Annotated in this window: 20 protein-coding genes; 9 read left to right on the plus strand and 11 right to left on the minus strand. The window is 62.8% G+C overall.

What is annotated here, in order from left to right:
• Positions 1-125 precede the first annotated feature (125 nt).
• The 6 genes from rsmA to lptF are packed head-to-tail and all read right to left on the minus strand — an operon-like array spanning position 126 to position 7,716.
• Positions 126-980: a 16S rRNA (adenine(1518)-N(6)/adenine(1519)-N(6))-dimethyltransferase RsmA gene (rsmA, locus tag Q2941_RS09575; protein ID WP_027522588.1), complete on the minus strand. Its 855-nt coding sequence runs from the start codon at positions 978-980 to the stop codon at positions 126-128.
• Positions 977-1,978 carry a 4-hydroxythreonine-4-phosphate dehydrogenase PdxA gene (pdxA, locus tag Q2941_RS09580; RefSeq protein WP_458192293.1) on the minus strand — a complete coding sequence of 334 codons (1,002 nt, stop codon included), beginning with the start codon at positions 1,976-1,978 and terminating at the stop codon, positions 977-979. The genes rsmA and pdxA overlap by 4 nt, the downstream gene beginning before the upstream one ends.
• The gene (locus Q2941_RS09585) at positions 1,978-2,910 is read right to left on the minus strand and encodes a SurA N-terminal domain-containing protein (protein WP_458192294.1); all 933 of its coding nucleotides are present in this window, start codon (positions 2,908-2,910) and stop codon (positions 1,978-1,980) included. Before Q2941_RS09585 ends, pdxA begins: the two co-directional genes overlap by 1 nt.
• 56 nt (positions 2,911-2,966) lie before the next feature.
• Positions 2,967-5,453 (minus strand): LPS-assembly protein LptD, encoded by a 2,487-nt coding sequence (locus Q2941_RS09590; RefSeq protein WP_458192295.1) that lies wholly within the window; start codon positions 5,451-5,453, stop codon positions 2,967-2,969.
• On the minus strand, positions 5,453-6,550 hold the full coding sequence (lptG, locus tag Q2941_RS09595) for an LPS export ABC transporter permease LptG (protein ID WP_027522592.1): 1,098 nt from the start codon (positions 6,548-6,550) through the stop codon (positions 5,453-5,455). Before lptG ends, Q2941_RS09590 begins: the two co-directional genes overlap by 1 nt.
• The gene (lptF, locus tag Q2941_RS09600; protein WP_027522593.1) at positions 6,547-7,716 is read right to left on the minus strand and encodes an LPS export ABC transporter permease LptF; all 1,170 of its coding nucleotides are present in this window, start codon (positions 7,714-7,716) and stop codon (positions 6,547-6,549) included. The genes lptG and lptF overlap by 4 nt, the downstream gene beginning before the upstream one ends.
• A 338-nt stretch (positions 7,717-8,054) precedes the next feature.
• On the opposite strand from lptF, the gene Q2941_RS09605 reads away from it, so the two are divergent.
• The 3 genes from Q2941_RS09605 to Q2941_RS09615 all read left to right on the plus strand — a co-directional run bounded on the left by Q2941_RS09605 (position 8,055) and on the right by Q2941_RS09615 (position 10,670).
• Positions 8,055-9,557: a leucyl aminopeptidase gene (locus Q2941_RS09605; protein ID WP_254112595.1), complete on the plus strand. Its 1,503-nt coding sequence runs from the start codon at positions 8,055-8,057 to the stop codon at positions 9,555-9,557.
• Positions 9,554-10,006 carry a DNA polymerase III subunit chi gene (locus Q2941_RS09610; RefSeq protein WP_027522595.1) on the plus strand — a complete coding sequence of 151 codons (453 nt, stop codon included), beginning with the start codon at positions 9,554-9,556 and terminating at the stop codon, positions 10,004-10,006. The genes Q2941_RS09605 and Q2941_RS09610 overlap by 4 nt, the downstream gene beginning before the upstream one ends.
• A gap of 169 nt (positions 10,007-10,175) precedes the next feature.
• Complete coding sequence (locus Q2941_RS09615; protein WP_458192310.1) at positions 10,176-10,670, plus strand: hypothetical protein; 495 nt, start codon at positions 10,176-10,178, stop codon at positions 10,668-10,670.
• Positions 10,671-10,679: 9 nt separating this feature from the next.
• Here Q2941_RS09615 and Q2941_RS09620 read toward each other — a convergent pair whose 3' ends face one another.
• Both Q2941_RS09620 and Q2941_RS09625 read right to left on the minus strand, forming a co-directional pair.
• Positions 10,680-11,330, minus strand: coding sequence for a glutathione S-transferase family protein (locus Q2941_RS09620; protein ID WP_458192296.1), 651 nt, complete (start codon positions 11,328-11,330; stop codon positions 10,680-10,682).
• Between the two features lie 229 nt (positions 11,331-11,559).
• Complete coding sequence (locus tag Q2941_RS09625) at positions 11,560-11,928, minus strand: antibiotic biosynthesis monooxygenase family protein (RefSeq protein ID WP_458192297.1); 369 nt, start codon at positions 11,926-11,928, stop codon at positions 11,560-11,562.
• Positions 11,929-12,025: 97 nt separating this feature from the next.
• Here Q2941_RS09625 and Q2941_RS09630 point away from each other — a divergent pair, with 97 nt between their 5' ends.
• The 3 genes from Q2941_RS09630 (at position 12,026) to dapD (ending at position 14,936) form a co-directional block, all read left to right on the plus strand.
• Positions 12,026-12,502 (plus strand): MarR family winged helix-turn-helix transcriptional regulator, encoded by a 477-nt coding sequence (locus Q2941_RS09630; RefSeq protein WP_458192298.1) that lies wholly within the window; start codon positions 12,026-12,028, stop codon positions 12,500-12,502.
• Between the two features lie 149 nt (positions 12,503-12,651).
• Positions 12,652-13,809 (plus strand): D-alanyl-D-alanine-carboxypeptidase/endopeptidase AmpH, encoded by a 1,158-nt coding sequence (ampH, locus tag Q2941_RS09635; protein WP_458192299.1) that lies wholly within the window; start codon positions 12,652-12,654, stop codon positions 13,807-13,809.
• Positions 13,810-13,964: 155 nt separating this feature from the next.
• The gene (gene dapD, locus Q2941_RS09640) at positions 13,965-14,936 is read left to right on the plus strand and encodes a 2,3,4,5-tetrahydropyridine-2,6-dicarboxylate N-succinyltransferase (RefSeq protein ID WP_458192300.1); all 972 of its coding nucleotides are present in this window, start codon (positions 13,965-13,967) and stop codon (positions 14,934-14,936) included.
• Between the two features lie 477 nt (positions 14,937-15,413).
• Here the strand turns inward: dapD and Q2941_RS09645 are convergent, their stop codons facing one another.
• From Q2941_RS09645 to Q2941_RS09655, 3 genes are all read right to left on the minus strand, one after another.
• Positions 15,414-16,172, minus strand: a complete 759-nt coding sequence (locus Q2941_RS09645; protein WP_458192301.1) for a sulfite exporter TauE/SafE family protein — start codon at positions 16,170-16,172, stop codon at positions 15,414-15,416.
• Between the two features lie 283 nt (positions 16,173-16,455).
• Positions 16,456-17,139 carry a response regulator gene (locus Q2941_RS09650; RefSeq protein ID WP_027522603.1) on the minus strand — a complete coding sequence of 228 codons (684 nt, stop codon included), beginning with the start codon at positions 17,137-17,139 and terminating at the stop codon, positions 16,456-16,458.
• Positions 17,136-18,449, minus strand: a complete 1,314-nt coding sequence (locus Q2941_RS09655) for a sensor histidine kinase (RefSeq protein ID WP_458192302.1) — start codon at positions 18,447-18,449, stop codon at positions 17,136-17,138. The genes Q2941_RS09650 and Q2941_RS09655 overlap by 4 nt, the downstream gene beginning before the upstream one ends.
• Before the next feature lie 440 nt (positions 18,450-18,889).
• Here Q2941_RS09655 and Q2941_RS09660 point away from each other — a divergent pair, with 440 nt between their 5' ends.
• The 3 genes from Q2941_RS09660 (at position 18,890) to Q2941_RS09670 (ending at position 21,081) form a co-directional block, all read left to right on the plus strand.
• The gene (locus Q2941_RS09660; RefSeq protein ID WP_051389704.1) at positions 18,890-19,246 is read left to right on the plus strand and encodes a hypothetical protein; all 357 of its coding nucleotides are present in this window, start codon (positions 18,890-18,892) and stop codon (positions 19,244-19,246) included.
• A 76-nt stretch (positions 19,247-19,322) separates the two neighbouring features.
• Entirely contained in the window at positions 19,323-19,676 is a 354-nt protein-coding gene (locus Q2941_RS09665; RefSeq protein WP_027522604.1) for a hypothetical protein, read from the plus strand.
• A 157-nt stretch (positions 19,677-19,833) separates the two neighbouring features.
• A complete protein-coding gene (locus Q2941_RS09670) occupies positions 19,834-21,081 on the plus strand; it encodes a serine hydrolase domain-containing protein (protein ID WP_458192303.1) in 1,248 nt (415 codons plus the stop codon).
• Positions 21,082-21,197 lie beyond the last annotated feature (116 nt).

Below are 21,197 nucleotides of genomic sequence, written 5' to 3' on the forward strand. Positions count from 1 at the left end.
TTCCTTCCTCCGAAATTTTCGCTTAAGCGCGATCATCGCGCTTAAGCTTATTGTTCGAGCATGATCTCTTCGGAAAGCCGCTGCGCACTTTGCGCCGGCGCGGCCCTCCGAGTCCGGATCATGCTTCAGGCTTGGCTGCGTATATCGGCCAATTCACGCGCCATGGCAACAAAGCCCGCGACCGGAATGGTCTCGGCGCGCCGCGTCGCATCGACGCCGGCGGCAGCGGCGAGGCGCGCCGGATCGGCCTGAAGTGATTTCAGGCTCTGGCGCAGCATCTTGCGGCGCTGGCCGAAGGCGGCCGCCGCGACCTGTTCGAGCAGCCGGCGGTCGCAGGGCAGAGGCGCCGCGCGCGGCACGAGGCGCACGACGGAGGAGGTGACCTTCGGCGGCGGAACGAAGGCGGAGGGCGAGATGTCGAACAGGATCTTGGTCTCTGCCCGCCAGTTGGCGAGCACGCCGAGCCGGCCATAGGCCTCCTCGTTCTCGCGCGCCACGATCCGCTCGGCAACCTCGCGCTGGAACATCAGCACCATCATCTCGTACCACGGCGGCCACGGCTCGCCGGTGAGCCAGCCGATCAGGAGCTGGGTCGCGATGTTGTAGGGCAGGTTGGCGACGATCTTTGCCTTGGCGCCGCCGAGCAGGGGTCTCGGATCGAAGGTCATGGCATCGCCATGCACGATCTCGAGGCGCCCGGGATAGCGCACGGAAATATCCTGCAAGGCGGGGATCGCGCGTTCGTCATGCTCGATCGCGATGACGCGCGCAGCACCAAGCGCGAGCAGGGCGCGCGTCAATCCGCCCGGGCCGGGACCGATCTCGACGATCGTCAAATTCTCGAGCGGCGCGGCGGCACGCGCGATGCGCGCTGTCAGGTTGAGGTCGAGGAGGAAGTTCTGGCCCAGCGACTTGCGGGCCGATAGCGAATGCTGGCGAATGACCTCGCGAAGCGGCGGGAGGTCGTCGATCGCGCTCATGCCGGTTGCGCGGCCATGCGGCTTGCGAGTTGCAGCGCCGCGATCAGGCTTGCGGGATTGGCCTTGCCCGTGCCTGCGATGTCGAATGCCGTGCCGTGATCCGGCGATGTCCTGATGAAGGGAAGGCCGAGCGTGACGTTGACCGCGTCGTCGAAGGCCAGCGTCTTGATCGGGATCAGCGCCTGGTCGTGATACATGCAGACCGCGCAGTCATAGGTTTGTCGCGCGGCGTCGTGGAACATGGTGTCGGCGGGCAAGGGGCCCCTGGCCTCGATGCCGTCGTTGCGCAAGATCTTGATCGCCGGCGCGACGATGGTCTGCTCCTCGTGGCCGAGCGAGCCGTTCTCGCCGGCATGCGGGTTGAGGCCGGAGATCGCGATGCGCGGCCGGCTGATGCCGAAACGTGATTTCAGCTCGGCTGCGACGATGCGCACCGTCGAGACGATCAGCTCGCGCGAGAGCTGCGCCAGCGCATCGCGCAGCGAAAGGTGAATGGTCACCGGCACCACCGCAAGGCGCGGCGACCACAGCATCATCACCGGTTGCGGCACGCGTCCGTCCTGTTCGGCGAGCTCGGCGAGAAATTCGGTGTGACCGGGATGGCGGAAGCCCGCGCGGTAGAGCACGCTCTTGGCGATCGGATTGGTGACGACGGCGCCGGCGCGGCCTTCGCGGACGTCGGCGACGGCCTGGCGAATGGAGGCGAGCGCCGCGGGCGCGCTGCTCTCGTCGGGCCGGCCCGGCTCGGCCGTTGCGACCTCGCCGGTTGCGACCACCGGCAGGGCGTCGGCGAAGGTGGCGACTGCTTCCTCGGCGCGCACACGCGCGATCCTGATATCGGCGCCGAGCGCCTTGGCGCGCCGCGCGATCAGGGCGTCATCGCCGAGCAGGTAGAACGCGGGCAGCTTCAGCTCGTTGCGGCGCAGCCAGGCCGCGATCGTGATGTCGGGGCCAATGCCGGCAGGCTCGCCCAGGGTCAGTGCGAGGGGCCTTGCCATCAACGATATTCGATCATCGCCGCTTTGCGGATTTCGGCCAGATACCGCTTCGAGGTCTTCTCGTACTTCTCGACGTACATCTTCTCGCGGACCTCGCGCCGCTTCGGCGTGTCGATCATGGTCGAATTGCGCGCACACAGCACGACCATTTCGATGCCCTGCTTGGTGACCTCCGGCGGGGTGAGATGGCCAACCTGCGTATCGTCGAGCACCTTGCGAAGCGCCTCGGGGAGATCAGCGCTGGTCTTGGTGACGCTTTCGCGGATCGCCGCGTTGGGCGTCGAGCGGAACAGCGTATTGGCTTCATCGCAGCTCGTGATCCGGCTGCGGTACAATTCGGCTTCCTTGTGCCGTGCCTCGGTCGCGGCCTGCGACGAGCCGCGCGGCACGATGAGGACGATCGGCTGCATCTTGTATTCGAAGCCCTCGACCTGCAGCTTTTCGCCGTTCTGGGCCTGCACGGCGGCCGCGACGTCGCGCTCGCCGACCTGCAGCTGTTCCTTGAAGCGGCCCCGGACCAGGCTGGTCCAGACCATTTCGGCGCGCATGCGGTTCTTCAACGTCTCCGGCCGCACGCCCTTCACCTCGAGTGATTTCGCGAGCTGGTCCGGAGTAATGCGCATGCGCTGCGCCATGCCGGAGAAGGACTGGTCGATGTCCGAGCTGGTAGGCTCGACGCCGTATTTCTTGCCTTCCTTGATCTTCACCTTCTCGTCGATCAGCTCGTTGATGACCTCCTGCCGGCCAGGGTTCTTCTGGGTCGTCAGGACGTCGAGCTTGCCGCGCTGCTCGATGTCGAAATCGGTGATGGGCTCGCCATTGACCATGACGACGACGGTCTGCGCCTGTGACGGGGCGGCGCCGCCGATCAGGAGCAGGGCCGTGCCGAGTGCGGTGAGGAGAAGGCGATGGACTCGCAAAGTGGTCGTCATGGATGTCGTCGCTCGCATGCTTGCGATCCGAACAAGCCCCGCAGCGTCAAATCTGTTTACTGCAAGCCGGCGGAGCTGCTGGTTCCCGAGGAGTTCGCCAGCGTTCGCAGGCCGATCTGGAACATGAACGCGTGGCTCAGAACAGGCGGGTTGCTGCCCGCCGAGTAGCTATAGGACGTTACATAGTTCGCCGCCAGCACGAAGCAATCGTCGACATAGCCTGCGCCGACCACGTATTGATTGATCTTGTTGGCTTCGAGGTCCCAGCGCGCCGAGCCCTGGACCACCCAGTTGGCCGCGACCTTCACCGAGCCGCTGGTGAGGATGCCCTCGCGGCGGGTCAGGTAGCCGAGTTCCGGCTGCGGCGCATAATTGCCGTAGATCATGCTGACCGACCAGCGATCGAAATTGGCGCGGCCTTCAGCCTCGAAGCGCTGGACGTTCCAGGTCTGCTCGTCGAAGCGGCCGCGGACGCTGAAGGTGTAGGTCCGGTTCGGCGAATAGCCGACGCTCGCGACATAGTCGGACCGCGGCTTGTCGAGACCGGAATCCAGGCCGGTATTGATCTCATCCTTGACCGCGAAGGAGTTCAGGCCGAACAGCTGGTAGGACTGCCCGAACAGAACCTTGACGGCGCCGCCCCTGTCGAACTGGGTGGTGGCCTGCACGCCGACATTGGCGCGGCCGCCGCCCTCGACGCGATCGTAGCCCGAGAACTTGTCGACGCTGAACAGATTGCTCGCGTCGAACACCATGCTCTGCGCGTCCTCGTTGGGAAACTTGCCGGCATAGGTCTCGTTCGGACGGATGATGACCTGCGCGATCGGCTCGACGATCGTCGAGCCCCACGGCTGCACGTTGATGAAGGGATAGCGGTACTCGAGGCCGACCATCGGCATCAGGCGCAGCGCCTGGGTGTCGCCGACAGGCAGGAAGTTCGACACGCCCGGCTGGTTCGAGACCGAGGAGTTGATCGCGTCCGCGCGCAGGATGGCGAACGGGGTCCAGATTTCACCGAAGGGATCGGTGAAGGACTTCCGCCACTGCGCCTCAGCCGTCATGCGCGTGTAGGTGCCGGGGAAGCCGCGCAACAGACATTGCGAGGGCGTGCGCGCGAGCGGATCGGCCGAGGTGGTGGTGCAGAGGCCGAGGGTGTTGGCGGTCGTGGTGATCGGATCGAACACCGCGTCGTTACGCGTCAGGTTGACGAAATTCGTCTTGTAGGAGACCTCGCCACCGAAGATCGGATAGTTGATCACGTTCGAGTAGTCGATCACGGGGTAGACGACCGGCACCTGCTGCTGATTGCCCGAGAAGCTCAGGAAATACATCGTGCGCGCGTCGAAGAAGCTGCGGTTGCCCACCCCGGTCAGATAGAGCTGGGAGATCGCTTCGGTCGGCAGGCTCAGGAACGAGGAGAAGGGATCGCGGTACGCCGACAGCCGGTAGTCCGAGAAGAAATAGTAGTCGGACATCAGGACGCCGTCCCAACCCCAGACCCATTTGTCGTTCAGCGCGAACTGGCCCTTGGTGTCGATGGCGCCGCGGAACTGGCGGTCACCGGGCTGCCCGGCGAGCGCGCCCGGATCGAGCTGGTCGATGCCGTAGACGCGGATCTGGTAGGCGCCGTCCATCAGGCGCTGGCGGAACTCGGCCTGGAACAGCACGCCCTGCCTGGAGGTGATGCGCGGGCTGAAGGTCGCGTCCATATCGGGCGCGATCGCCCAGTAGAACGGAATTTCAACGCCGTAGCCGAACGGCGTGTTCGACGTGAAGCCCGGCATCAGGAAGCCGGTCTTGCGCTTCACCGTCGGGTCGGGCGTCGAGAAGTACGGCATGTAGGCGAGCGGCACGCCGAAGAATTCGAGCTGCGCCGTCTCGAAGTATAGCATCTTCTCCTGCTGGTCGTGGATGATGCGGGCACCCTTGACCTGCCACAGCGGCGGCTTCTTCGGATCGTCCTTGCACGGCGCGCAGGCCGTGTAGACGCCGTTCTCGAATACGGTGTAGTTGCCGCTGGAGCGGTCGGCGCGGCTCGCGGCCATGCGGGTCTGGTCGGCGGTGTCCACGCGCAGCGAATCGACGAAACCGTCGCGGTAGTCGTCCGACAGATCCATGATCTCGGCATAGGTGATCTTGCCGTCGGCATCCGTCATGCGGATGTTGCCTTCGGCATGGAGCCGCTTGGTCTTCTGGTCGTAGATGACCTTGTCAGCCTCGACGCTGGTGCCGTTGTAGAACAGCTGGACGTTGCCGACCGCCGAGACGCGCGAATTGTTGTAGTCGTAGTCGACCTCGGTCGCCTGCACGAGCATCTGGTTGTCGTTGGCGGCCTTCGGCGGCTTCGGACGCGGCGGCAGCGGATTGTAGGTGAAGCTCTGCGCGGCCGCAGGCGCGGTCGCGGCAAGGTCGAGCAATCCACCCAGCGCGAGCGCGGCCAGGAAGGCTAGCAGGAGGCTGCGGGCAGGCAAGCCGCGTCCGTTCGCGCGCACCACGGTGCGCAGCGCCAATTCAGACACATGCCCTCGGCGGACGGCAGTCACTATCCGTCCTCCTGATAGAGCAAGGCCAAAAAGCCGGTGAGGCCGCCCACCACAACGGGCAGCCACGCCGCAGCGATCGGATGCATCAACTCAGCCTTGCTCAAATCCTCAGTAACTTTGGACAGCACGTAGAGCAGAAAGCCTGCGCCCACGCCACTCAAAACCATCTTCTGTACGCCGCCCATCCGGAAGAAGCGCAACGATACGGAAGCCGCCAGCATCACCATCGCTGCAAGCAGAAACGGCTGTGCCAGAAGCTTATGGTACTGGAGTCGATATCCGGCTGTCGCGAAGCCCGAGCTTTCGGACGAACGGATGTAGCTCGGTAGTTGCCAAAAGGACACAGTCTCGGGTGTGGAAAAGCTGTTGCGAACCTGCGCTTCGGTCAGCGTCGTGGGAATCTCCAGGCGGTCCTGATCGACAGGGGGGGCGTCGAGCGAGAAGCGCCGCACGGTCCTGAACACCCAGCGGCCGTCTTCCAGCGTCGCCTCGCGCGCCTCGATGCGCTCCTTGAAGTGAAATTCCGTATCAAACCGGAACAGCGTCAGGCCGGTCAGCCGGATGCCCTGCTGCTCGCTGCGCGCGGCGTTGATGATGATCTGGCCTTCGCTGGTGACCTGGTTGAGCCAGAAGCCGGAGGCGTCCTGGATGCCGCCACCGGGCGCCGAGCCGAACAGCTCCGCTTCCATGCGCTTGGACAGCTCGCGCAGGTTTGCCGACATCGGATTGTAGGCGACCGTCGCGATCACGCCGATCAGCAGCGCGCTGCCGAGCGCGGGCGAGATGAACTGCCAGGCGGAAATGCCGGCGGCGCGTGCCACGACAAGCTCGAGCCGGCGGGAGAGGGCAAGGTAGCAGGTCATGGCGCCGATCAGCATGCAGAACGGCGTCAGCTTTTCCAAAAGCTGCGGTACGCGGAACAGCGAGGTTTCGGCCACCATGATCGCGGAGGCGGACGCCAGGCCAGAGGTCTTGCGCACCATCTCGATATAGTCGACCAGCACCAGCAGCAGGAAAATGCTCGCGAACACGCCGAGGGCGGCGACGACGAAGCGGCCCGCGAAATAGCGCCCGAGGGTGTTGGTGAGCATGCTCATGCGGCGACCGGACGTCGGAACAGCCGCGCAATGCGCGCATTGGATCTGTTGATGGCTTCCAGCAGCGCAGGCGGCGCTTCCACCACCACGCCGCCGACAATCATCCAGACGCCGAGGCCGATGGCGACCGCCAGCATGGCATATTGCACGATCGGGGCGGCCGGCGACTTCACCGCCATCACCGAGCAGGCGAAGCCCGCCATGCGCAGGCCGAACACCGCGAGGATCGAGCTGCCGATCGAGAAATTGCGGCTCTGGCGCGTGGTGCGCGGCGCGCCGAGGAAGGCGAATGTCAGCGCCGCAAAGGCGAAGGGATAGAGCGGCGCCATGATGCGGTCATGCAGCTCGGAGCGGAACTGGCCGGGCACCGATTTGTAGACCGGATCGTCCTCGGACGGCGAGAACAGCTCCCAGAGATAGCGTTCGCGAATCCCGAGCGTGACGTCGCGCCCCTGGTTGGAGAATTTCGACATGTCGAAGCCGTGGCGGGCGAAGGTCACGAGCGCAGGATCGCGCTTGCCGGCCTCGAAGCGCTGCAGGTTGCCGTCCTCCAGCACCAGAATCGTCTCGCCGCCGCTCTTCACCACCGTGCCGCGCTCGGCGACGATCGAGTTGCGCTCCTTCGGATCGCGGCGGTCGTCGATGAAGATGCCGGCCATGATGCCGCCGGGCTGGCGCTCGCGAATCCGGATCGTGAGGTTCTGGTCGAGCTGGGCGAAGCGGCCGGGCTGGAGGATGTTGGTGAGGACGTCCGCTGTGATCTCGGCGTCCCATTGCTTGATCCGCCGCATGCCGTCGGGGGCGAGATAGGCGGCGATGAAGGCGACCAGCAGCGCCACCACGCAGGTGGCGTAGAAGAACGGATAGAATAGCCGGAACGGCGAGAAGCCGGCGGCATTCATCACGATGATCTCGGAATCGGTCGCTAGCTTGTTCAGCGTGTGCGAGATCGCGATCATCAGCGCGATCGGCGAGATGATCAGCACCAGCGCGGGAATCACGAGGCTGGTGATGCCGAGGAAGGTCAGGATGGTCTGCCCCTGACTCGTCATCAGGTCGATGCCGCGCAACGCCTGCGTAATCCAGATCACGCCGGTGAGGCTGACCAGGACCAGCGCAAACGACGCCAGCGTCGTGCGGAAAATATACCTGTCGATCGACCCCATGCGCTACCGCACGATCCCCACCAGGCCCCTTCTGGGTCCCAAACTCCGGACGTCCCGACCCATCCCGGAAGGGATCCCCAAGGGTCGTTCTGCCACGTCTTTCACCAGTTCACACTCTCACTACCATCCCTTTGATCCGTCAACAAAATGGCTGCCCCGTGGCACCCTCATCATATGGTTAATATTTCCTTCTTGTGGCCTGCCGGCCACGGGCAGCGCTTGGCATGCGAGGTGCGGACGGGTCATAGTACGCCCCGGAGCAGTGAATCGCCGTTCAGCCGGTGCCCGTAGCGGTGCTCGGGGAGCGGCAAAAGTCTTGTTTTTTGGAGGAGTTATCCATGTCCGACGCCGTCAAGGTCGGCTTCGTTCCGTTTTCCGCCGTCCCGCGCGGGACGCTGGTGGCGTTCTGTGACGACGGCTTGCGATTCGGCCCGGCGACCGCCAAGGCGCTCGGATCGGCAGTGGACCTGGTGAAGCGGGCCGCCGAGGCGGGCCAGTTCAAGGGCAAGACGGGCGCGGCGCTCGACATCCTGGCTCCCGAGGGGCTGAAGGCGAGCCGGCTGATTGTGATCGGGGCCGGCAAGACTTCGGCGCTGAAGCTCAACGACTTTCTGAAGTTCGGCGGCGTGGCGGCCGGCAAGCTGAAGGCTGGCGCGAGCGCCATGACCATCATGGCGGAACTGCCTGACGGGGCCATGACCGCGGAGCAGACGGTCGCGATCGGCTCGGGCCTGCGGCTGCGCGCCTATAAATTCGATCGCTACAAGACGAAAAAGAAGGACGGCGAGGAGGGCGGTGCGTTGCGCGCCGACGTCGCGTTCGCTGTCGCTGACCTCGCTGCTGCGAAAAAGGCCTTCGCGCCGGCAGGCCACGTCGTCGATGGCGTGATCATCGCGCGCGATCTCGTCAACGAGCCGCCGAACGTGCTCTTCCCGGAGGAGTTCGCGCGGCGCGCGAGCCAGCTCCGCAAGCTCGGCGTCAAGGTGGAGGTGCTCGACGTCAAGGCGATGCAGAAGCTCGGCATGGGAGCGCTGCTCGGCGTCGGTCAGGGCTCGGCGCGGCCGAGCCGTACGGTGATCATGCGCTGGGACGGGGCCAAGAAAGGCGAGGCGCCCGTCGCTTTCGTCGGCAAGGGCGTCTGCTTCGACACCGGCGGCATCTCGATCAAGCCGGCCGGTAGCATGGAGGACATGAAGGGCGACATGGGGGGAGCCGCCTGCGTCGTCGGCCTGATGCACGCGCTCGCGGCGCGCAAGGCAAAGGTCAACGCGGTCGGCGCCATCGGCCTCGTCGAGAACATGCCCGATGGCAACGCGCAGCGTCCGGGCGACATCGTCACCTCGATGTCGGGCCAGACCATCGAGATCATCAACACCGACGCCGAAGGGCGTCTCGTGCTGGCCGACGTGCTCTGGTATGTCGCGAAGAGGGTGAAGCCGAAATTCATGGTGGATCTCGCAACGCTCACCGGCGCAATCATGGTCGCGCTCGGCACCGAGCATGCCGGCATGTTCTCCAACAATGACGAACTCGCCGAACGTCTCCTGACGGCCGGCATCGAGAGCGGCGAAAAAGTCTGGCGCATGCCGCTCGGGCCCGAATACGACAAGCTGATCGATTCCCAGTTCGCCGACATGAAGAACACCGGCGGCCGCCATGGCGGCTCGATCACCGCGGCGCAGTTCCTCCAGCGCTTCGTCGACGGCACGCCCTGGGCGCATCTCGACATTGCCGGCACCGCCATGGGCGCCCCGAAGACAGACATCAACCAGAGCTGGGGCTCCGGCTATGGCGTGCGCCTGCTGGACCGTCTGGTCGCCGACCACTACGAGCGCAAATGACCGAAGTGCTGTTCTACCATCTGCAAAACATGACGGTGGAGAACGTTTTGCCGCCGCTGCTCGAGAAATCGCTCGAGCGCGGCTGGCGCGTCGTGGTGCAGTCGACGTCGGAGGAACGCGCCGATGCGCTCGACGCGCATCTCTGGACCTATCGCGACGATTCCTTCCTGCCGCACGCGACATGGCGGGTGAACGACGCCGCGGAGCAGCCGGTCGTACTGGCGGTCGAGGAGGGCAATCCCAACGGCGCCAATGTCCGCTTCCTGATCGACAACGCCGCGCTGCCTCAGGATTCGGAGACTTATGAGCGCATGGTGCTCCTGTTCAACGGCGACGATCCGGACGCGCTCGCGCTGGCGCGCAGCGCCTGGACGGATTGCAAGGCGCGCGGATTTGATGTCACCTATTGGCAGGCTGACGAGCGGGGCCGATGGCAGCGGCGCAATTAGGTGTTGGCTGTCAAATTAATGATAATTTGCGCCTTTCGGGGGAAAGCTGGCCTTCGTCACGGTCGTGCCGCAAAGTGATGTTGGGACAATCGTTTAGGGCTGGTCCTTAACGCGGGGATTTGGGTTTATCGTGCGACATCAAAAGCTTCCTTCGACGCTTCTACTGGCGTTGTGCACGGCTGCGCCGCTGATCGCGGGCTGCGCGGGCGGCTCGGATCTGCTGTCGAAGGATGCCGAATGGTTCAACAAGCCGGCCCGGCTCTTCATCAAGAACATCTCGATCGAATCGCCGCCGCTGACTCCCGACAAGCCGGTAACGGCGGAGGATCTGGTCAGTGCCGACGGCGCCTGCCCGGGCATGGCGCCCGCGGGTGCGCCGGCTGACGCCAATGCCTCGACCACGGCACCCGCGCCGTCGGGCGGAACGGTCGCGCTCGGTCACACCGAATGCGACGTGGTGCGCGGCATCGGCGCGCCGAGCAACGTCAATCTCTCCAATGATGCCGGCGGCAGGCGCGTCGCCGTCATCAGCTGGGCGAGCGGACCGCGTGCCGGCGTCTACACCTTCACCGCAGGCCGCCTGACCTCGATCGAGGGCGGCCCCGAGCCGGCACCGATGCCGAAGGCGGCCAAGCCGAAGCCGAAGAAGAAGGCGGCGACCTGAGCGGCCCCATCAGCTAGTCGATGCGGCGGCGAAAACCGCCAATTGAGCATCGAAAGCACGCCTGAATGCCGGACGCGCTTCGCCGCGGGCCACATAGGCGGAGAGGTTCGGATATTCGTGCAGAATGTCCGATCCATTCAACCGGCGCAGCACGGTCACCATCAGAAGGTCGCCGGCGCTGAACGCGCCATCGAGCCAGTCGGAATTCCCCAGGCGACTGGAAAGTTCGGCAAGCCGGATACGGATGCGATCCTCGACGACAGGCAGGCGCTGCTCGTACCAGGTCTCGCCGCGCTCCACGAGCATGGCGATTGCCCGATCGACGATCGGCGGCTCCAGCGTGTTAAGCGCGGCAAATATCCATGTGATCGCGCGCGCCCGGCCATGCGCATCGTCTGGCAGCAGTCCACCATGGCGCTCCGCAATATGGAGCACGATCGCCCCCGACTCGAACAGGGCAAGACCGCCTTCTTCGTAGGTCGGAATCTGCCCGAAAGGATGAAGCGCACGATGCGCCGCTTCCTTCATCTCGCTGAACGAAACGAGACGAACGTCGTAAGGTTGGCCCACTTCTTCGAGCGCCCACCGAACACGCATGTCACGTGCTTGTCCTCTGCCGCGGTCGGGCGACTTTTCGAAGGCAGTAATGACGGGGATCATGGGAAGCCTCCGTGAAATTGCATGACGCCGACGATAAGTCTTCGGTTCTTGCGCTTTGTGCCCAGAGGACGAACGGGTGGGGCAGCTCCCGACAACATACGTCGCTTTTCCAGCGGGAGATTCGCAGTGCGACTCCTCAGCCGTTCTGGACCAGGGGTTCGTGGGCCCAACAGAGAGCCGTCAAGATGATCGACGCAACGAAGGTCGGATCACGGAATTGCCGGGCGAGCTACGCGACGCAGATGCCGGGCACAGCGACCTTCTGGAACAGGTGCGGAGAAGCGATTGCGGAAGAGGGATAGGCGGAGATCTTCGATCGGAACTCGGGGTGCGTGAAGGCGGCCCGGAAGTGGGCGGTCGATTCCCAGACGGCGTAGTTCAGATAGGTCGGGCTTTCGCCGATCGCGCGATGAAGCTGGGTGGCGATGAAACCCGGCTGCCGCTTCATGAAGGCAGCATCGTCTTGCCAGACCTGGAGGAATGTTTCCTCATCGGCTTTGTCGAGCATGAACAGATTCACGAGCACGACAGGGCTGGTATCGATGCCGAGCTGACGTTCGATCGGAAACGCGGGATCCAGTGGGCGCAGGTGCGACATGAGAGCCTTCATTCGGTTGGTTACATGATGTCAATGTGGCATTATACTTAGAATGCCAATTGGGCATTATGATGTCAATATAGATTTATGGTGACGAATGCTGAAATCCCGACGAACGCCTGCTGGCGATGCCCTGAGCAACCTTATGCTTGACCTGTTCCGGCTGAATAGCCTGGTCCTGACCGCAGGTGACCGCCTGGTCGCCGGGCTCGGGCTCACGAGTGCCCGCTGGCAGATCCTCGGCGCCATCGTGCACGCGGAGCGAGCACAGCCGGTCGCATGGCTCGCCCGCGACCTCGGTGCCAACAGGCAAAACGTGCAGCGGATCGTCAACGACCTTCAGGCGGAAGGGCTCTTGGCGTTCGAGGCCAACCCGCACCACCGGCGCGCACAACTCGTGGTCCTGACTGACAAGGGAAGGCGCACGTTCGACGCCGCGATGGCGTTGCAGGCCCCGTGGATCAACGACCTCTCGGAAGGGCTTTCGGTCAAGGACCTGCAAACGGTTCACCGCCTCGTCACGGCCCTACGCAAGAAGCTCGAGAGCAATGAAGGAACTGAAGATCGGATGTAGTAGTGGCGCGAGATGGTCGCGCTCTGAAACGGATGCTGATCAAGCTTCTTATTGCTGGCATCGGCTTCCCTCCGTACACTCGACATGCGCGCCTGCGCCACCATTGAAACCCGCCTGACCGGTTCAACAGCGAGCGGAGCAGGGGACAAATGCTCGGATTGCGCAAATGGATTGGGCTTTGCGGCTTGCCGGCGGCGCTCGCGTTGCAGATCGTCTCCGGTGCGCCGGCTGTCGCCGAGGACAAACTGCTCAACGAGGTGGTCAATTTTGCCGGCACGCTGAGCTTTCTGGCCGGCAAGCTCCCGGGCTTCATCCTCGTTGCGGTGCGTGACGGCGAGACAGCCATTGCCGGCTTCGGCAGCACGGCCGACCATGACGGCAAGACGCCCGATGGCGATACGATGTTTCGCATCGGTTCCGTGAGCAAGGTGTTTTGCGGCGAGACGCTCGCCAGCATGGTGCTCGACGGCAAGCTGCACTTCGCCGATCGCCTGCAGGACAGACTTGGCTATGACGTCACCTTGCCCGAGAAGGATGGCCGTCCGATCCGGATCATCGACCTCGTGACGCAGTCATCGGGCTTGCAGCGCGAAGTGCCGCGCGCTGATGGTCCGGCGGATGATCCGTTCGGCACCAACACCAGGGACGCGCAGATCGCCGCTCTCAAGACGGAGCCTCTACTGTTTCCACCCGGCACGGCTGCGCTCTACTCAAACTTCGGTTTCGACCTGCTTGGCGCCGCGCTCGCGAAGTCTGGCGGAAAACCCTATGCGGATCTGCTGAACGAGCGGGTTCTCGATCCGGCCGGCATGAAGGATACCGTGTTCAACCTGCGTCCGGGTGATGAATTGCGCTTCATGCGCGGACACGATTTCGACGGATCACAGATGGCGATCGCGAAGACGCCAATCAGCATCGAATGCGCCGGCGGTATGATCACCACTGCCAACGATATGGCGCGTTGGATGAAGTGGCATCTTGATCGGCTTGCGACCACAGATCACGACCTGCGCCTGCTGGACCATGCCGCATATCTCTACCGCGACGGCCTCTCTGTCGTCTCGGGCCTGGACGACGCGGGGCCGATGGATGCAATGGGGCTCGGCTGGGTAATCAATATGCCCGCCGGCAACCGGCCGCTGATCCTGCAAAAGACGGGCGGCTTGCAGGGCAGTTTCGACTATCTCGCGATCGCGCCGACACGCGGGGTGGGCGTATTCTTCGTCATGAACGCATTCAACATTCCCGCCTTCACGGCAGCCGTGGCCACGGCCAACGGACTGATCACGCAGCTCGCGCCGCGTTAGTCGTGCGGGAAAGGGAGTTTGTGCGCCCTGCCGACAATCCCTGATGAATCCGTCGAAAATGGTCCGAAGCGGACGTGTTTGAGAGTCCAGAAGTTGCCAATTCTGCGAGAACTGGCGTATGCACTATGTGTAGGATCGTAGTGTGAGACATTCAAATGGCGATGGAGCTGAGGGGCGCGAGAGGCGAGGGATTTGCGACGATTGCCGCTGACGGTCGCGTGTTAGATTCCTGGTTTCCTCGGCTACGCCTGGTTGAGCAGGCCGACAAGTCGGCAACGGTACGGCTGACGAGCGACGAGATCAACAGATCGTTGGGTGAGTCGGCGGACGGATATGCGCGACACGACGACATCCGCAATGTCGACATCGTTTCCATTCATACAAAAATTGACTCGCTCGCATCTGCGCCGACTGATGTGCACGACGCATATCTTCGACTTCATCTCCTGAGCCACCGGCTCGTCCAGCCGAATTGCCTGAACCTTGAAGGACTCTTCAGTCTGTTGCCTAACGTTGCCTGGACGACACTCGGTCCCTGTGAATGCTCTCGTGTGCCGGAAGCGCAAATGGTAGCGCGAAAGCGTGCCCTCGCGTTTGAGGTGACAGGCGTGGACAAGTTTCCGCGCATGACTGATTATGTGACGCCTGCGGACGTGAGAATTGCAGATGCGGATCGCGTAAGGCTCGGAGCCTACTTGGCTCCGGGCACAACCGTCATGCATGAAGGTTTTTGCAATTTTAATGCGGGTACGCTCGGTCCCTGCATGGTCGAAGGCCGGATAAGCGCCGGTGTGGTCGTGGGAAGCGGCAGCGACGTTGGTGGCGGAGCGTCGATCATGGGCACTCTGTCCGGAGGAGGGAAAGAGAGGATTACAGTTGGTGAGCACTGCCTGATCGGAGCCAACGCCGGTATCGGCATTTCATTGGGTGACGATTGTGTCGTCGAAGCGGGCTGTTATGTCACGGCAGGCGCGCGCATCCTTTTGGAAGATGGCCGAGTACTGAAAGCTAAAGAACTCTCGGGCCAGAAAGGCCTTCTTTTTCGTCGTAATTCCCAGAGCGGCGCTCTTGAGGCAACCAGACGTACACCAAATTGGGACGGCCTCAACTCGCAACTTCACTGCTAGGCCGTTCACTCGAAGAAGTCGTCGGCGACAATTGCAGCGCGTCAGCGATGTCGCCTTCTGGCCCATCGCGACATTTGCTGCGGTTGCACAAGGCGGTCGGTGTCGCGGCGAACCGGACATCGACAAAGATTTATGGTACGCGCGCTAGTGGGGGAAGGTGATCGGCGGGCAGAAACCGCCGACACTTCAACGATTATCGATCGGACTTTTTGCCGTTCGCCTGGCCGTAAGCCGGCTTGTTGTCGGGCTCATGCTCAAATGCGCACGCACTCACTGAGATGCCGATCAAAATCAGCCATGTCGCGGTCGTCAGAAACTTCATTTGCCCACCCCAGGGGATCGATGGGTCATTCCCCGAAAAACACAGGTCTTTGACGTCGCGGGCCGGGATGGGGTTCAAAGCCGCGCGCCCTGGGGAGCTGCGCGGCCTCTATGACGGCCGTGTCGATGCTTCCAGCTTGAGTGTCCTCGCTCGATTCATCCGAGATAACCGGAAACTCCGTCCCACAGCAGCTTCAATGCCGTGACGGCCAGCAATCCGTAGCAGGCCCGGTAGACTTGTTGCTGGTCCAGCTTGCCGTGGAGGCGCCAGCCAAGCCAGACACCACTGGGAACGGCGAGCAGGCACGCCGCCATCACGATCCAGACGTTGCCGCTCGGCTTTACCAGGAGCAGCCACGGCACCGCCTTGGTCGCGTTGCCAACGGTGAAGAAGAGGCTCGTCGTTCCGGCGTAGACTTCCTTGCTGAGCCCGAGTGGCAGCAGATACATCGCAAGCGGCGGACCGCCGGAATGCGCGACCATGGTCGTGACGCCCGAGGCGAGACCGGCAGCAACCGCCTTCGGCGACGAACGCGGCTGACCAGTCACCTTCGACGCACGCAAGAGCCATAGGCCGACAAAGACCAGAGTGACGATCGCCATCAGAATCGCCACGGCACGATGGTCCAGCACCCGGAATAGCAGATAGCCGAGCCCGACGCCTGTCACGAGCCCGGGCAGCAGAAGCGCGAGGTCGGGCTTCGACCAGGTCGAGGGTTTCCAGTAGCGAAGCGCGAACAGATCCATCGCGATGAACAGCGGCGCGAGCAGGCCTCCGGCCGTGACCGGGTCCATCACGAGCGACAACAGTGGAATGCCCACGATGGAGAAGCCGCCGCCGAACGCGCCCTTCATGAAGCAGATCAGGAACACGCCGGCAAACGCGATGAGAACTGTGGGGACCGTCAGATCCATATGGCCTCTACGATCGTCGTGCCACCGGCCCGGCTGGCTGACCGCCATCGCCAAATGCAGCGTGCAATCGAGTTCATGTCGCCATATTGTTCCGACGATTGTCTCGGTTCAATGGAAACATTGCCATCGGTGCAATTTACCTGGAGTGTCTTCGGGGAGGGGGCCGCGCTGGGTGCGATGCGCAAGGGCACAGCTAACCGGCAGTCACGGCGGATCTTGTGTGGCGTATCTCTTGAGTCTGAAGGACTTGGGAGCCGCATCCGGGGCCGAATGCAATCGCCTGCTAGGCCGATCGGAGACCGTCCTCGTGCTCGCGCTCGTCAACTTGCGTTATCAACCCGCTTCGCAGCCCAAAAAGCACAAGCTCGACATCGGAAGAAACGCTGAGCTTCGATTTGATGGCGTAGTGGTAGTTCGAGACCGTCTTCGGACTGAGATTGAATGCGGCGGCTATTTCCTCGGCCGACCGGCCAGCGAGCAGCATGCGCAGGATCTCGAATTCACGTGGAGACAAACTATCGACGGCACTTGCATCGTCCTGCAAGCTGTTCCTCGCAAGGGCTTCACTGATCTCAGGGCAGATGGCAACACGGCCGGCAGCGGCGTCACGTACCGCGCTAACGAGCAGCTCGGGCGGGCTGCTCTTTGTGACAAAGCCCTTTGCACCGGCCCTGAAGGCCTGGAGAGCGAATGTCGCGCTCAAATGCATGGTGAAAACGAGCAGGCGCGCTGCCGGATCCCACTGACGTATCTGGCGAATGGCATCGATACCGCCGCGACCTGGCAATGAAACGTCCATCACCACAACATCGGGCTGTTTGCTCTTATAGGCTTGATAGGCACTCGCCGCATCGGCGGCCTCGGCGACTACTGTAATGCCCTCATGCTTTTCGAGAAGCCGACGGTATCCCTCACGTACGACCGCGTGGTCATCGACAAGCAGGACGCTGATACTTCGCGGCGTCATGATGCTGCACCCCGGGCATTCGTAACGGGAATGATGGCGCTGAGGATGAGGCCCTTCTCTGGCCTCGACACGACTTTCATCTGCCCACCCAGCGCGAGCGTCCTCTCGCGAATCCCGATCAGCCCGAGCCCAAAGCCAGTCTCTCTCCTGATCTCATGCGCTAGTCCGGCTCCATCGTCTTCAACCGTTGCCTCGACCAAGCCGCTGCCTGACCGTGGCGCACCGCCTTGGGCAAGGTCGATCCGCACCACGGCACGCACGTTGGCCGCCTGCGCATGCTTCGCCGCGTTCGTGAGACCCTCCTGAACGATATAAAAGACGTGAACGGTAATCGCCGGGGGGAGCGCGTCGAGGTCGCCGTGCGTCTCGAGAAAGAACCGGGTCTTCCCGCAACAGCGGCGATTATGATCGCCGATTAGCCCCTCAAGGCTCATGAGCAAGCCGACGTCGTCGATCTCCTGCAGTCTCAATTCCTGCACGGTCCTGCGAAGCCCCTTCATGATATTGCCGGCAGTTTCCGTCAGGGCCTGAGCTTCGGCAACAAGAGATGGACAATCAGTCGTGGCGGTGACCTTGATCGAAGCTGCCGTCGCACTCATGGCACTGAGGCTCTGGGCCAGCTCGTCATGAAGCACCCGTGCGAGGTGACGTCTTTCCTGCTCGCGGGCTTCCACCAGACGTCGCGCAAGCTCGGCGCGCTCGGAGGTCGCGACTTCCAGGGTGTTCGCCAGATCGTTGAAGACGCCGCGTATTCTTTGCAGCTCGGCAAGTCGGAAGGGCGGAAGACGGCACTTCAGATCGCCCGCAGCCAACCTGTTGAGCCCGCTGACGACATCTCTCGTCGGACGCAGCGCGCGCTCGACGACAAAATACACCAGGGTGCCAAGAGCGCCGATTGTCGCTGCCGAGAGGCCGAGCATCCGTGAGATCTCGGACCACGCGCGCGCCGTCACGGCTGACGGGTCCGTGCTGACGACGACCGAGCCAAATACATGACTTTGGTACCCGATGGGACGCTCGTAAGTCATGCGACTGCCGACTGCCCGCTGATATGCAGCCGAAAACCATGCCGGCGCCTCGTCCACCTGGCTGCGGAAGCCCAGACAACTGGAGATGACATCCTTCCCGGCTTCATGGAGCCGCACGCACTGACCGGGGCTCATCACCTGGTCGAGATAGCCATCCAGCTGACGAAAGCGTCCTTGCAGGTCGAAGCGCCTTCCGAAGAAATTCCGCATGTCGGGATGGAATGCAATCGGCATTTCCAGAAACCTGCCGACAGTATCGCCTACTGCGCGATTGGCCTTCAATGTCTCCTGTCCCGCTCGGTAGACGGAGACCGCTGCTCCGCCAAGAAAACAGAGTAGCGCAACGGCCGCTACCTGCCTCAACAGCGACCATTTGAGATCGATGACCGGCCGGTGCCGAAGAAGCCTTATCTTCCGCATGGCGAGGGGCCCGTAATGCTTTGCGCAGATTACAGCATCTGCTCGCCGCTCGATACTGTTTGGTTCCACGTCGGGCAAATTTCCCAGGGCCTCGCATGGAGTCCGCCGTTTCCCTGATTGAAGGTCTGTCAGATGCTGCGCGTGCGGTCCCGATGAAGCGACCGTTGAGGAGCAGGCGCCCGGTCCCATCCTTGCTTGGGGCGGCTTACCCGTCTCTCCTCGCCATAATGCATTGATGATTTGAGGCAGGATGACTGTGAAATTCGTGGTGGGACGAACTCTGATCCAGGAGGGATGTCATCATGAAAAATCTATTTGTGATCACCATTGCCGTCGCCGCCATCGGAGGCACATGGAGCAACAAAGCCGGCGCGTGCAGCCTGAATTTTCCGACTTTTGAACTCATGGGCTTCCCGATCTCCCGACACCAGGTCGCGGTGGTGGGATCGGCCCATGTTGAGGAGAGTTCGGCTACAGCGCAGCTAATGTTAGCTGGTATGCCCGCTTCTCCTCATCAGATTGCGGTCCTCACTCCGCGCGCGAAAGCCCCGAAAATGGTTCAGGCCACGGTTGGTATTCGAGAACCAATCACCGTTGGCTTGACGCCGCCTGGCTTGCCAATAGGCGCGACTGGCGCTGCGCTTTGTGCCGCTGATTGAGCACACACCGCTTCAAGGCCGCTCGATGGCCTCGAAGTCTTCCATTGAGCCGAGACCAGATCGCGGAGGCGAAGACATGCTGGCGATGAGGCAGGCGACGGTTTCGATCTGTCTGCTGCTGCTGTTCACGACCGCGGCGCTCGCGCGAGATGACGGCCGCTACGCGAATTCCCCGCTGAAACCCTGGTTCGAAAGCCTGGAGAGCGAATTCGGGAAGTGCTGTGAGGATTCCGACGGCTACGTGGTCTCCGAACCGGATTGGGAGTCCGATCACGGGCGATATCGCGTCCGCATCGATGGCGAATGGGTTCTGGTGCCGGACGGCGCTCTCCTCACGCAACCCAACCTCGCCGGACGGACGATGGTCTGGAAGTACTACATCGACGGCCATCCCCGTGTCCGCTGTTTCATACCGGGCAGCATGACCTGATGCGTCCAGCGCCGGACCGACGCGAAAAAGCGTCCTCTCCGGCAGATCGCATTTTGACCCATCTCGGAAGTCGTGCCTTGATGGAAGAGCTGCGCTAGTGCAGCGCAACACGGAGGCGGCGATGAACAGGGCAACAGGGCGGGGTTCGATCATCGCGATGGTTGTGCTCGCGACCTTTGGCATCGCAAGTGCGCAAGAAGCCGCCAAGCGTGCCGCTGCCGGACCGGTCTTGTCGAACACCGGTCATGATGCGGCCGCTTACGGCGCTGATGAGGGATATCCCCTTGGCACATTGTCGACCGGCGCAGAGATGCGGCATCTCGTGGCGACCTATAGTCATTTTGACGAACTGACACCGGCGCGCATCGTTGCACGTGCAGCCACATCCTGGTCGTTTCAGCGCGCCACCGAACCCGAGATTTACTACAGCTTTGGCGGCGAGCGCCGCACGATCGCGGATTATCTTGAACGGCAGCCGACGACCGGACTGCTCATCGCCAGAGACGACACTATTTTATACGAACATTATCAATACGCGCGATCGGACCACGATCGCTTTCTCTCCCAGTCGATGGCGAAGACCATTACTGCGATGCTGATCGGCATCGCTGCAGCCGACGGTGTCATCAAATCGATCGACGACGACGTCGCGACCTATGTCACCGCACTCGCAGGTACCGAGTACGGCAAGACGCCGATCCGTGCGCTGTTGCACATGTCCTCCGGTGTCAACTTCGAAGAGCGGTACGATGGGCAGGACGATATTGCGCGCCTCGGGCGCGATCTGTTCGGCCGGCCCGGCAAGGCCCCCGTGGTCAGCATCGCGCAGTTCAATACCCGCGTCGCGCCGCCTGATACGCGATGGCACTATGCCAGTTCCGAGACCGAGATCCTCGGCCTCATCCTGCGCTCGGTGAGCGGCACTCCAGTCGCAGATTACCTCAGTGAGAAGATATGGCAGCGGATCGGCACCGAAGCCGATGCCTCGTGGGCAATCGACGGAACCGGCCAGGAGGTGACCTTTTGCTGCTTTAACGCCGTGTTGCGCGACTACGCCCGTTTTGGACGCCTACTGGCGCATGGCGGCGTGTGGAATGGGCGCGAGGTCATTCCACACCAATGGCTGATTGATGCGACGACGGTGAGTTCAACCGACGCCCATCTCGCGCCTGGTGTGGCCACGAAGTATTACGGCTATGGCTATCAGGTCTGGCTACTGCCCGGCGCCGAACGCCGGTTCGTGTTGCTCGGCATCCGCGGCCAGATGATCTTTGTAGACCCTGGGACCAAGCTGGTGATGGTGCATACAGCTGTGCGTCCCGAAGCGGTCGATAGGACTGCGTCAGCAGAGACTATAGCATTGTGGCTGGCCGTGGTGGACCAGCTCGGTCGCACCGCGCGATAAGCGTCCCCATCTTGTGGGCCCATAGCGGACATCGGTTGTCGATGGCAGATGGCCTGCCTTTGGGGCTAAAGTCCCCACGTCCGGACGCGTCGCGCCGGATCGCCGGGCGGAGGGTA

The organism is Bradyrhizobium sp. UFLA05-153 (genome assembly GCF_054185185.1).

What these genes read in the sequence shown, in the direction of transcription:
- rsmA (WP_027522588.1), bottom strand. Translation starts at nt 980, where the DNA reads ATGAGCGCGATCGACGACCTCCCGCCGCTTCGCGAGGTCATTCGCCAG.
- Q2941_RS09660 (WP_051389704.1), top strand. Translation starts at nt 18,890, where the DNA reads ATGAAAAATCTATTTGTGATCACCATTGCCGTCGCCGCCATCGGAGGC.
- lptF (WP_027522593.1), bottom strand. Translation starts at nt 7,716, where the DNA reads ATGGGGTCGATCGACAGGTATATTTTCCGCACGACGCTGGCGTCGTTT.
- Q2941_RS09610 (WP_027522595.1), top strand. Translation starts at nt 9,554, where the DNA reads ATGACCGAAGTGCTGTTCTACCATCTGCAAAACATGACGGTGGAGAAC.
- Q2941_RS09650 (WP_027522603.1), bottom strand. Translation starts at nt 17,139, where the DNA reads ATGACGCCGCGAAGTATCAGCGTCCTGCTTGTCGATGACCACGCGGTC.
- dapD (WP_458192300.1), top strand. Translation starts at nt 13,965, where the DNA reads ATGGCGATGGAGCTGAGGGGCGCGAGAGGCGAGGGATTTGCGACGATT.
- pdxA (WP_458192293.1), bottom strand. Translation starts at nt 1,978, where the DNA reads ATGGCAAGGCCCCTCGCACTGACCCTGGGCGAGCCTGCCGGCATTGGC.
- lptG (WP_027522592.1), bottom strand. Translation starts at nt 6,550, where the DNA reads ATGAGCATGCTCACCAACACCCTCGGGCGCTATTTCGCGGGCCGCTTC.
- Q2941_RS09645 (WP_458192301.1), bottom strand. Translation starts at nt 16,172, where the DNA reads ATGGATCTGACGGTCCCCACAGTTCTCATCGCGTTTGCCGGCGTGTTC.
- Q2941_RS09620 (WP_458192296.1), bottom strand. Translation starts at nt 11,330, where the DNA reads ATGATCCCCGTCATTACTGCCTTCGAAAAGTCGCCCGACCGCGGCAGA.
- Q2941_RS09605 (WP_254112595.1), top strand. Translation starts at nt 8,055, where the DNA reads ATGTCCGACGCCGTCAAGGTCGGCTTCGTTCCGTTTTCCGCCGTCCCG.
- Q2941_RS09585 (WP_458192294.1), bottom strand. Translation starts at nt 2,910, where the DNA reads ATGACGACCACTTTGCGAGTCCATCGCCTTCTCCTCACCGCACTCGGC.
- Q2941_RS09630 (WP_458192298.1), top strand. Translation starts at nt 12,026, where the DNA reads ATGCTGAAATCCCGACGAACGCCTGCTGGCGATGCCCTGAGCAACCTT.
- ampH (WP_458192299.1), top strand. Translation starts at nt 12,652, where the DNA reads ATGCTCGGATTGCGCAAATGGATTGGGCTTTGCGGCTTGCCGGCGGCG.
- Q2941_RS09670 (WP_458192303.1), top strand. Translation starts at nt 19,834, where the DNA reads ATGGTTGTGCTCGCGACCTTTGGCATCGCAAGTGCGCAAGAAGCCGCC.
- Q2941_RS09625 (WP_458192297.1), bottom strand. Translation starts at nt 11,928, where the DNA reads ATGTCGCACCTGCGCCCACTGGATCCCGCGTTTCCGATCGAACGTCAG.
- Q2941_RS09665 (WP_027522604.1), top strand. Translation starts at nt 19,323, where the DNA reads ATGCTGGCGATGAGGCAGGCGACGGTTTCGATCTGTCTGCTGCTGCTG.